The organism is Olivibacter jilunii (genome assembly GCF_900607235.1).
Lineage (GTDB): Bacteria > Bacteroidota > Bacteroidia > Sphingobacteriales > Sphingobacteriaceae > Olivibacter > Olivibacter oleidegradans.
The window spans coordinates 1,000,746-1,011,974 of sequence record NZ_LR027848.1; the positions used below are offsets into that span (position 1 = coordinate 1,000,746).

The 11,229-nt window shown below is 41.8% G+C and carries 7 protein-coding genes; 4 read left to right on the forward strand and 3 right to left on the reverse strand.

The features are described 5' to 3' along the window. Window position 1 precedes the first annotated feature (1 nt). Window positions 2-1,951, forward strand: a complete 1,950-nt coding sequence (locus tag E0E36_RS04145) for a glycoside hydrolase family 97 protein (protein ID WP_130854822.1) — start codon at window positions 2-4, stop codon at window positions 1,949-1,951. A 34-nt stretch (window positions 1,952-1,985) separates the two neighbouring features. Here the strand turns inward: E0E36_RS04145 and E0E36_RS04150 are convergent, their stop codons facing one another. After that, on the reverse strand, window positions 1,986-3,680 hold the full coding sequence (locus E0E36_RS04150; RefSeq protein WP_130854823.1) for a GMC oxidoreductase: 1,695 nt from the start codon (window positions 3,678-3,680) through the stop codon (window positions 1,986-1,988). Window positions 3,681-4,518: 838 nt separating this feature from the next. Here E0E36_RS04150 and E0E36_RS04155 point away from each other — a divergent pair. From E0E36_RS04155 to E0E36_RS04165, 3 genes are read left to right on the forward strand one after another with little or no spacing between them, the layout of a single operon-like run. After that, a complete protein-coding gene (locus E0E36_RS04155; RefSeq protein WP_130854824.1) occupies window positions 4,519-6,303 on the forward strand; it encodes a DUF885 family protein in 1,785 nt (594 codons plus the stop codon). Further along, window positions 6,290-7,756: an APC family permease gene (locus E0E36_RS04160; RefSeq protein ID WP_013664318.1), complete on the forward strand. Its 1,467-nt coding sequence runs from the start codon at window positions 6,290-6,292 to the stop codon at window positions 7,754-7,756. The genes E0E36_RS04155 and E0E36_RS04160 overlap by 14 nt, the downstream gene beginning before the upstream one ends. A gap of 30 nt (window positions 7,757-7,786) precedes the next feature. Next, window positions 7,787-10,036 carry a S9 family peptidase gene (locus tag E0E36_RS04165; RefSeq protein WP_130854825.1) on the forward strand — a complete coding sequence of 750 codons (2,250 nt, stop codon included), beginning with the start codon at window positions 7,787-7,789 and terminating at the stop codon, window positions 10,034-10,036. Window positions 10,037-10,071: 35 nt separating this feature from the next. Here the strand turns inward: E0E36_RS04165 and E0E36_RS04170 are convergent, their stop codons facing one another. Continuing rightward, window positions 10,072-10,587, reverse strand: a complete 516-nt coding sequence (locus E0E36_RS04170; RefSeq protein WP_130854826.1) for a GNAT family N-acetyltransferase — start codon at window positions 10,585-10,587, stop codon at window positions 10,072-10,074. A gap of 259 nt (window positions 10,588-10,846) precedes the next feature. Then, window positions 10,847-11,056, reverse strand: a complete 210-nt coding sequence (locus tag E0E36_RS04175) for a hypothetical protein (protein WP_130854827.1) — start codon at window positions 11,054-11,056, stop codon at window positions 10,847-10,849. Window positions 11,057-11,229 lie beyond the last annotated feature (173 nt).

Sequence of the window (11,229 nt, forward strand, 5' to 3'; positions counted from 1 at the left end):
GATGATACGATTTAAGCAAATATGCCAGTGGATCAAGTATAGTACATCATTTCTATATTGTCTGGCTTTTATGGCCTGCCAATCGAGCTCGCAGTCGGTGTTGAAGAGCCCTGACGGGAAAATCGTCCTGACTTATAAATTGGATGCGAAAGGAAGACTATGGTATCAGCTCCGTAAAAATGATACCCTGGTGTTAGACTCGTCACGGTTGGGTGTCCTGCTTAGCCAAACTAAGTTTGACGACAAATTACAAGTAACATTTGATTCCGCCTATCACGGAATTAGCGATAACTATGTAATGTACAATGCAAAGAGAAAGCAAAATCATTATGCAGCAAATGGTCTGGTTTTGGAGTTACAAAATGAAGAAGGTCAACATTGCCGCATCATATTTCAATTAGCAAATGATGGCTTAGCTTTCCGTTATTATTTTCCTAACATAAAAGCACTCACCAAGGTTGAAAAAGAATTAACAACTTATCACTTACCAACAGGGTCGAAGGCTTGGTTACAACCTATGGCCGTTGCTAAAACCGGTTGGGAGCATACGAATCCTTCTTATGAGGAACATTATGAGCAGGAAATACCGGTAGGGACGGCGGAAAAAACAGGTGCGGGCTGGATATATCCTTCGCTGTTTAAAAGCGGCAATAACTGGTTACTTATTACAGAATCGGCTTTGGATAGCCAATATTGTGCAACCCATTTAGCCGCGCAATCGCCCAATGGAGTTTATCAAGTGGCTTTTCCTGATTCCAGGGAAGAAATAGTAAACGATGGTATTTTGCCTCGTTCAGATAAAGCGTTCTATTCTCCATGGAGGATTGTTACCGTTGGTAATTTGGCAACCATAATTGAATCTACCTTAGGGACCGACCTTGCTTCGCCCGCGATGGATACCGATTCCTCCTTTATTAAACCCGGTAAGGCCTCGTGGAGCTGGATTAATTCCAAGGACGATTTTATTACCTATGATGAACAAAAGCGGTATATTGATTTTGCGGCAAATATGAAATGGCAATATTGCCTGATTGATGTGAACTGGGATACAAAGATTGGCTACGAAAAAATCGCTGAATTATCGGCGTATGCCAGCCGGAAAGGTGTTGGGCTAATTTTATGGTATAATTCTGCGGGAGACTGGAACACGGTAAAATACACGCCAAAAGATAAATTGTTAACCCATACCGATAGGCAACAGGAGTTTAAGCGTTTAAAGGAAATGGGCATTAAAGGAATCAAGGTCGATTTCTTCGGAGGAGATGGTCAATCAGTTATTCGTTATTATCAAGAAATCTTGGAAGACGCAGCCAGCTACCAATTATTAGTAAACTTTCATGGCGCTACTTTGCCAAGAGGTTGGGCAAGAACCTACCCTCACTTAATGACTACAGAAGCTGTTCGTGGTTTTGAAATGGTCACTTTTGGTCAAGCCGACGCTGATAAAGAAGCAACGCACGCTACCATGCTTCCTTTTACACGCAATGCATTCGATCCGATGGATTTCACACCGATGAATCTTTATAAAATTCAAAGCAGTGTGCAACGCAAAACAAGTAGTGCGTTTGAATTGGCAACAAGTGTACTTTTTCTTTCAGGTATCCAACATTACGCAGAGTCACCGGAAGGAATGAAACATGTATCGGAAGATGTCCAGCATTTTTTACGTGCGTTGCCAAACAGCTGGGATGATGTGAAGTTCATTGATGGGTATCCCGGTAAATATGTAATTATTGCCCGTAAATCAGGCGATAATTGGTATATAGCTGGAATTAATGGAGAAACGCAAGAGAAACAATTGGCGCTTAACTTGTCTTTTATTGATGGAAAGCAAGGAGCGTTATTTACAGATGGGAATGGTTCGGAGCTTATAACACATCAAACTATTACGGCGACAAACAAGCTTCCGATATCGATGAAAGGAAATGGAGGCTTCGTTATGAAGTTTTAGATATTAAATGGAATCGCAAGCGAGGCAACTTAATTTACAAGTTGCCTCTTTTTATTTCATCCACGGCGTAATTAGCAGCTCTCGCTGTCAAGGCCATAAAAGTGAGTGATGGATTCTGGTTACCGGTTGAAGTCATACAGGCCCCATCTGTAACAAATACATTTTTGCAATGATGCAGTTGGTTCCATTTATTTAAAAGGGATGTATCCGGGTCGTTTCCCATGCGCACACCTCCCATGTCGTGAACTTCAAGCCCTGGATTTCTATAACCAATAGCATGTTGATCAACTGTAACAATGTCTTGACAGCCAGCGGTTTCAAGCATTTTTACTCCCTCTTGAAAGAAATCCCGAAGCTGTTTATCATCGTTTTCCGTGTAGGCGATAGATGTTATTAATAAAGGCACTCCCCATTGATCCGATTTATCGTTGCTTAATCGTACATGGTTTTCTTTGATAGGTACCGTTTCTCCTTGCATCATCATGGAAACTACCCATTTTCCAGCCTCCGTAAGCGCCTCTTTGAAAGTGGAGCCGATACCATCTGCCCGCTTGGACCACCCTTCTCTACTTGCACTGAAGGCCACCATATAACCGCGCAAAAAGTCGGTTTCCTGTTTATACACATTTCTAAAAGAGGGCATAAATACTTGGGTGGGCCTGCGACCAAAATAATATTGATCTTCAAAACCGTCTATAGAGGCCGTTATCCTTCCACGATAGTTATGAAAGGCAATGTGCGTTCCCATTAAGCCATTCAGATTGCCAAGACCATTCGGAAATTTACTCGATTTTGAGTTCAATAAAATTAAATTGCTATTTAAAGTTGCGCCATTTACAAATATAATACGGGCTTTGTATAGATGTTCCCGTTTCGTGTCACTTTCAATCGCTTTTACACCAACGGCCTTTCCTGCTTTCTCATCATACAGGATGGAATGTACGACGGTATCTGTTTTAATGGTGAGGTTCCCGGTTTTCTCCGCCCAAGGTAAGGTGGCAGCGTTTGAGCTGAAATAGGCACCAAAAGGGCAACCTCGTTGGCATAGTGAGCGAGCCATACATTTTGTTCTCCCTTGCTCCGTGTGTACTGTTTGCGGAGCCGTCACGTGTGCGCACCTTCCCATAATGACCGGTCTATCGGGAAAATGGCGATTGATTTTACTTTTAATGTATTTTTCAACTGCATTCATTTCAAATGCGGGTAGAACTTCACTGTCAGGAAGGTTGGGAAGCCCGTCTCGATTACCGGAAATACCGACAAATTTTTCTACGTGGCTATACCAGGGAGCCAAGTCGTTATAACGAATAGGCCAATCAACAGCAAATCCGTCGCGTTTTGGGGCTTCGAACTCATAATCGCTCCAGCGTTGGGTTTGCCTTGCCCACAAGAGTGATTTACCGCCCACTTGGTAACCTCGAATCCAATCAAAAGGTTTCTCTTGGATATAAGGATGCAGCGCATCCTGTATATAGAAGTGTTTCGTTGATTCATCAAATGCATAGTGTTTACTGATGGTCGGGTTCTCTTCAATCATGGTGCATGTTTTTGTATTGCCATGTTGAAAATCCCAAGGATCAAGCATCGCAGTGGGGTAATCCCGGACATGTTTTACCATTCGGCTCCGCTCGATAACCAATGTTTTCAGCCCTCTTTCACATAATTCTTTGGCTGCCCAGCCGCCGCTAATACCGGAACCAATGACAATAGCATCAAATGTATATTCCATCTTTGATTTGCAGGTTAAAATTGTCTTCTCATGCAAGCCGGATGCTCGCATCGTTGAAAATAGAGTTTTAATTTTTTATATGAAACCCTTTTTCGAAAAAAAGAGTTTCAGCTACAAATTTTTTACATGGAATGAACAGAGATTACCTTCGGCAAACTCCCGTTGGTTGGTTTCGCTTTTAATATATAGCTGAAGGTGTTTATATTATAAGAACGTTTTCTTTATTCAACTTTTCTTGATAAAAGTTGAGCAAAATCAAGGCTGTGTAGGCTACCTTGCATCTGATGGCAAAGCATCACTGGCGCGTATTGGAGCCGTTTCACTTCCTCAATCCGCTTGGGTAGTGCAACATAAACAGAGGTGCAAATGCTTTGCTGCTCGTTGCATCGGTATCCTTCAAGGCCGTTTTACCCCACACCCGAGGCCTTGTTGGCTGCCCGCAAAAACCCTCCGTTCTATTAAAATATCGCCTAGGAAATTTGCGGTTTGCACGTTGATGCACTACCGTTTGTAGCAAAGTTCCAAGCGATGAGTTTTTGGTTACTTTTTGCGGAAAAAAGTGACAAAAAAACGTTCCTTTTTAAAAGTAAAATCCTTGGTGGAATGAAGGCTAAGGATGTGAAAGCTAACTATTATATTACATTTCCTTTTAAAATAAGGTAATAAATGGTTAATATTTGATCGCCTATTACATGCATATCAAATTATATTTGCTCTTGCTAACAATTGACAATAATAAACCTCCATTTTGCTTAGGGCGATAACTTGTGATACTTGATCAGCGATTTAAGTGGCTTGAGGAGGGTACACTAAATTAATTTATAAATAGCAAAAGGAAATGATCAATACGAACTCGAAGGCCATTACGGTGCTCTCAAAAATGATGTTTGTTTTTTTATTCTTAGTACAGGTGGAAAAAATGGATGCGCAACCAAGCGACTTCTATAAGCAGACGAGCGAAATAGCTCCAATAATTATCCGATATAATCAAGATGTGCACACGATCCTCGATTTTTATTCACCGCGGGCTGCAAACGGATTTTCCTATCAACCGGTTTTGAACTCGCCCCAACAAAGAAAAAGACTGAATGAAATTAATATTCTGTATTTAAATGAACTGACTAAATTTCAGTTTGATAAGCTACAAGTTAATGGACAGGTAGATTACCTCTTATTAAAAAATCAGATAGAGGGTTATCAAGAGGAGCTAAAGGAGGAAGATGCTCAATATCAATCGATCAAACCCTTTATTCCTTTCGCAGATTCCATTTATAACTTAGAGCGTGTAAGGCTGAGGGGTGGCTCAGTGGACGGTGAAAAGATTGCCGGAGAACTGCATGCGCTATCCAAATACTTGGAAACGCGCTTAGAGGAATTATCGAAACAAACTAAAATTGACAAGAGAGAGGCTGAATTTGCACGTGGAGCCGTATCTGCTTTACAGGCAAGATTACAGAATGTTTTCAAGTTTTATAATGATTATGATCCCATGTTTACTTGGTGGGTGCCGCAGACTTACGAACAGCTTGATTCATTATTAGGAAAATACGCAGAAGGATTGGCTGCATTGGGTGAACTAAGGACCACGCAGAAACCCGATCAAAGTGGTATCAAGGGGAATCCGGTTGGTGAGGCAGCGTTGAATAAATTACTACGCCGCGAATATATACCTTACAGTCCACAAGAGCTTATTGAAATTGCAAATCAAGAGTTTGCTTGGTGTGATAAAGAACTATTGAAAGCTTCGGCGGAAATGGGTTTTGGAAGCGATTGGAAAAAAGCACAAGAACAGGTTAAGAATAGTTACGTTCCGGTAGGGCAACAACCGGAGCTGATTATAAAATTGTACAATGATGCCAAGTCATTTATAACGGAACGGGATTGGATTACTTGGCCGGAGCTGGCTGACGAAACTTGGGGGATGATCATGATGACACCGCAAAGACAGTTAGTGAATCCCTTTTTCACAGGAGGAAGAGAAATTAGTATCTCATATCCAACGTCTGGGATGTCATACGAAGATAAGATGATGAGTATGCGTGGCAATAATCCTTATTTCTCTCGAGGTACCGTACAGCACGAACTTATTCCGGGGCATCATTTGCAGTACTTTATGAATAGTCGATATAAGCCTTATAGAAGAGAATTTAGAACACCTTTTTATACAGAAGGGTGGGCCTTATATTGGGAGTTGTTGTTGTATGAAAATGGCTTCGCTAAAACTCCCGAGGAGCGTATAGGTATGTTGTTTTGGCGCATGCACCGTTGTGCCCGTATTATTTTCTCTTTGAATTATCATCTCGGGAAGTGGTCCCCTCAGGAATGCATTGATTTTCTGGTTAATCGTGTTGGCTTTGAACGTGCAAACGCAGAAGGAGAAGTAAGGCGTTCGTTTCAAGGTGGTTATCCTCCTCTTTATCAGGCGGCCTATTTACTTGGAGGAATCCAAATTATGGGTTTAAAGCATGAACTTGTTGACAGTGGAAAGATGACGATGAAGGCATTTCATGATGCGTTTATGCAGGAAAATCAGATGCCTATTGAGATGATGCGGGCAATTCTTACCAATCAAAAATTGTCTAAAGATTTCAAAACAAAATGGAAATTCTATGATTTCAAGTAAAGATAAACTGACTGTCGCCCCCTGCATGACAACAGAAAAAGAAATGCATCAAACGGGCTTTAAACCTTCTTTACGGCTCATTGATGCCACGATGCTTGTTGCAGGCAGCATGATTGGTTCCGGTATCTTTATTGTCAGTGCCGATATTACCCGTCAGACCGGTAGCGCCGGTTGGTTGATGTTTGTTTGGTTTATCACAGGTTTTATGACCCTTACCGCAGCTTTGAGCTATGGAGAACTGAGTGCTATGTTTCCCAAGGCGGGGGGCCAATATATATACTTGAAGGAAGCTTATAATCCACTGATTAGTTTTTTATATGGATGGAGTTTTTTTACAGTTATCCAAACGGCTACCATTGCGGCCGTAGGAGTGGCATTCGCAAAGTTTACCGCTTATCTTCTACCTCAATTCAGTGAAGATTTGGTGATCGCGAATTTTGGCATCCTCCAAATTTCGCCGGCTCAACTTCTCAGTATTGTGATTATTTTCTTGTTGACTTATATTAATACGCGCGGTGTAAGCAATGCTAAATGGGTACAAACGATTATAACGCTAGCTAAAATACTGTCACTGGCGCTTTTAATTATTTTTGGCTTATTAGCCCTTAAGTCAGACGTATGGCAAACAAATTGGTTAAGCGGTTCAACGTGGAACTTGCAGCGATTAAATATAGATGGCTCGATAGAAACATACACAAGCATAGCTGCCTTCGGTGCTATAGCTGCTGCCATGGTCGGATCTATTTTCAGTAGTGATTCTTGGCATAGTGTGGCCTTCATTGCCGGCGAAGTTAAAAATCCGCAACGAAATGTGGGCCTTAGTTTAGCGCTGGGAACCATACTGGTTACCTTGTTATATATGCTCACCAATTTAATGTATACGGGAGTTTTGACCCTTCCGGAGATGGCCGCTTCCGAAAAGGACCGCGTTGCGGTCACCGCTTCTCATATAATCTTTGGGAATGCAGGAACCATGATCATTGCGTTGATGATCATGGTGTCTACTTTCGGTTGTAACAACGGACTGATTATGGCGGGTGCCCGTGTCTATTATTCGATGGCCAAAGAAGGCGCGTTTTTTAAGAAGGTAGGTACCCTAAATAAGCAGGCGGTTCCCGAGGTAGCATTATGGCTGCAGGCTATCATTGCGTCGTTATGGTGTTTAAGCGGTCGCTATGGTGATCTCCTGGATATGATATCCTTTGTTGTGGTACTATTCTATATGTTAACCATAATCGGAATATTCATTTTACGAAAGAAACGGCCCGAACAACCACGACCTTATAAAGCTTTCGGTTATCCGGTTTTGCCGATTATCTATGTTTTAATGGGCTTAAGTTTTTGTATTTTATTGATTATTTATAAACCACAATATACTTGGCCCGGCTTGATCATCACTTTAGCAGGAATTCCGGTTTACTACCTGATAGCAAAGAAACAAATTGTAAAATAGGCCTCATTCTAGAATAAAGAAAGGATTCATATGAACAGAAGTATACTAAGCTTGATCGTATTTTTAACAGTCGCGCTTAGCGGATCGAATGTGTTAGCCCAGGGTACGAAAGAAGATTACAATCGAGCCAATAATTTACGAGAATTAATAAAAGGTAAAACACCTGGCTTAACTTCCAATCCAATATGGATAGATTCAACACACCAAGCTTTCTATTGTGTAACAACAGAAAAAGGTAAGCAGTTTGTGATAGCTGATTGCAGTCAGCAGAAAAAGAGACCTGCATTCGATCATCAGCAACTAGCGCAACAGCTATCAGCTTCAAGCGGCGTACAGGTCGATGCGGAAAATTTGCCCTTGACGCAGTTTAGTTATTCGATAGAGCGGAAGCGATTAACTTTTGCCGCTTATGAAAAGGGCTGGGATTTAGATTTATCTTCGGGAAAAGTGGAAGAAAATAAAGAATTTACAGCACGCTTACAGAACGGGAGAGGATACTGGGGAAAGCGATTTAAAGGTACACAGGATCGTAAGACCTTTTCACCGGACAGCCAATGGGTAGCCTATATAAAAAACTATAATGTGTATATTCAAAGAAGGAAAGGCAACGATAAGGAAGTTCAGTTGAGCTTCGATGGTTCTGCCGGGGAATACTACGATGCTTGGATGGCTTGGTCGCCCGACAGCAAAAAGTTGGCAGCCATGAAGGTCAGGAAGAACGAAGATCATACGCTTTATTTAATTGAGTCGTCTCCTGACGAGCAGCTACAACCTAAGTTACAAACGCGCGATTACCTAAAACCTGGCGATGCATTACCACAGCGTACGCCAACGTTGTTCATCGTCGAGGAAAAAAAAGTAATGGCAATGCCCGCAAGTTTGGTTGAAAACCAATACGATTTATCTTTTCCTGCATGGCGTAAAGATAGCCGTTCGTTTACTGTTGAATACAACCAACGCGGCCATCAGCGTTATCAAATAATTGAAATGGATGCTCAGACCGGCGTAGCAAGAGTGTTGGTGAATGAACAGAGTAAAACTTTTATTGATTATAGCGGAAAGAAATATCGTTATGATGTGGCGGATGGAAAGGAAATTATTTGGACTTCTGAACGCGATGGTTGGAATCATCTGTACCTCTATGATGGTTTATCCGGGAAGATCAAAAATCAAATTACAAAAGGTGAATGGGTGGTTCGGAAAGTCGTTCATGTCGATGAAAAAACGCGACAAATCATTTTTGCCGCTAGTGGTCGGGAAAAAGGACAAGATCCTTATCTTATTCAGTATTATCGCATCAATTTTGATGGAACAGAATTAAAGGCGTTAACGAATGAAAATGCTAATCATGATGCAAGTTTTTCACCGGATCATAACCTGCTTGTTGACCAGTATTCGCGGGTTGATTTAGCTCCTGTTACTTGTATAAGAGATGCGGTTACCGGAAAAGTACTGATGGATTTGGAAAGAGCTGATATCCGCCCATTAATAGCTACTGGATGGAAAATGCCGGAGGTTTTTACATCAAAAGGGCGCGATGGCGAAACAGATATATGGGGCATCATTGTTCGTCCAACTAATTTTGACCCTGATAAACGGTATCCGGTAATAGAATATATTTATGCCGGTCCCCACAGTTCCTTTGTACCAAAAAGTTTTCAGACCCTTGTTCCCTACGGTGCGCAAGAGCTTGCGGAATTGGGCTTTATTGTCGTACAAATAGATGGCATGGGAACGTCCAATCGGTCAAAGGCCTTTCATGACGTTTGTTGGAAGAATTTGAAGGACGCGGGGTTTCCGGATCGTATTGCTTGGATGCGGGCAGCCGCTAAAAAATATCCATACTTAGATTTAAGCCGAGTGGGGGTTTATGGTACCTCCGCAGGTGGACAAAGTTCCGCAGGAGCCTTGCTTTTTCATCCTGAATTCTATAAGGTCGCGGTATCCTCCTGTGGCTGTCACGACAACCGAATGGATAAAATGTGGTGGAATGAGCAATGGATGGGATATCCCATTGGTCCGCACTATGCCGAATCATCCAATGTCGAAAATGCCTATCGCCTTCAGGGAAAGTTAATGCTGATTGTGGGCGAATTGGATGATAATGTTGATCCCTCTTCTACTCTTCAGGTAGTAAACGCCTTAATTAAAGCTAACAAGAACTTTGACTTTTTAATGGTGCCGGGAATGGGACATTCCTCCGGTGGCGATTTTGGAGAACATAAAAGAAGAGATTATTTTGTAAAGCATTTGCTTGGGGTAGAACCACCGGCGTGGTAAGACAATTTAGTAACGATGATGAGTGACGAAGCGTCTCACTGCTTTTTCAATTCATATACGAAGTTTAGCTTCGGTTGCTCTCCAAAATAAGCTACTTCTTGCTCGGCGATTTTCGTAGCGCCGAGCCTGCTGACGGCTATCTGTGAACGAAGATTACCTGCGCCAACTTGAAAGTACACCCGGTTCACAAATTGAAAAGCATAAGCGAGCATCAATTTTTTCACCGCGGGATTTAAGCCTGTACCCCAAAATTGGGTAGCGAGGAAAGTGTAACCGATCTGAATGCTATTATCTTCTTCGTTATAGGAATAAAAACGAGTACTGCCTGCTACGAGGTCTGTTTCCTTATCTATAATTTTAAAGGCTCCCTTACTTTGCATAGCGCCTTCAAAAAATGTACGGAAAATAGTTTCTTGCCACCTATCTTTATTGGGATGTTGTTCCCATACCTTTTTATCCGAAGCGATGGTATATAAATCATCAAAATCGGCTTCTACTAAAGGAACTAACAATGCGCGTTCATTTTCTAAGGGAGTTTGTATTGAAAACATGATGTTACTTTTTATACGAAGGTATATATTAGTGGTTTTGTTTATGTAGTCCAATTTTTAGAAACTGAATAGTCCAGTAATTGATGTCCAAACAGTCTAAAAGTAGGGCAGGGATTACCTTCGGTGAACTCCCATTGGTCGGTTTCGTTTTAGTATATAGATGAAGGTGTTTATATTAAAGGAACATTTTTTTGTCACTTTCTTCCGCAGAAAGTAACCAAAGACTCATCGCTTGGAACTTTGCTACGATGGTAGTGCTTCAACCTGCAAGCCGCAAACTTCCTAGGCGATATTCAGCTGAACGAAGAGCTTTTGCGGGCAGCCATAGGGCCCCGAGTGTCGGATAAACGGCCTTGGAGGATACCGAAGCAACGAGCAGTAAAGCATTTGCACGTCTGTTCATATTGCAGTATCCAAGCGGATTGAGGAAGTGAAACGGCTCCAATACGCGCCAGTGATGCTTTGTCATCAGGTGCAAGGTAGCCTACACTGCCTTGATCTTTGTGTCGGTTTGGATCAAGCCAAAGCGACAAAAAAGTTGATTAATAAAAATGTTCCTTTTTTAAAGGCGAAATCCCTGGTTGAACTATCGAGAAACGTTAAAATAAGCTTACTTTAGGTCAATATTCGGTTTCAATTGAA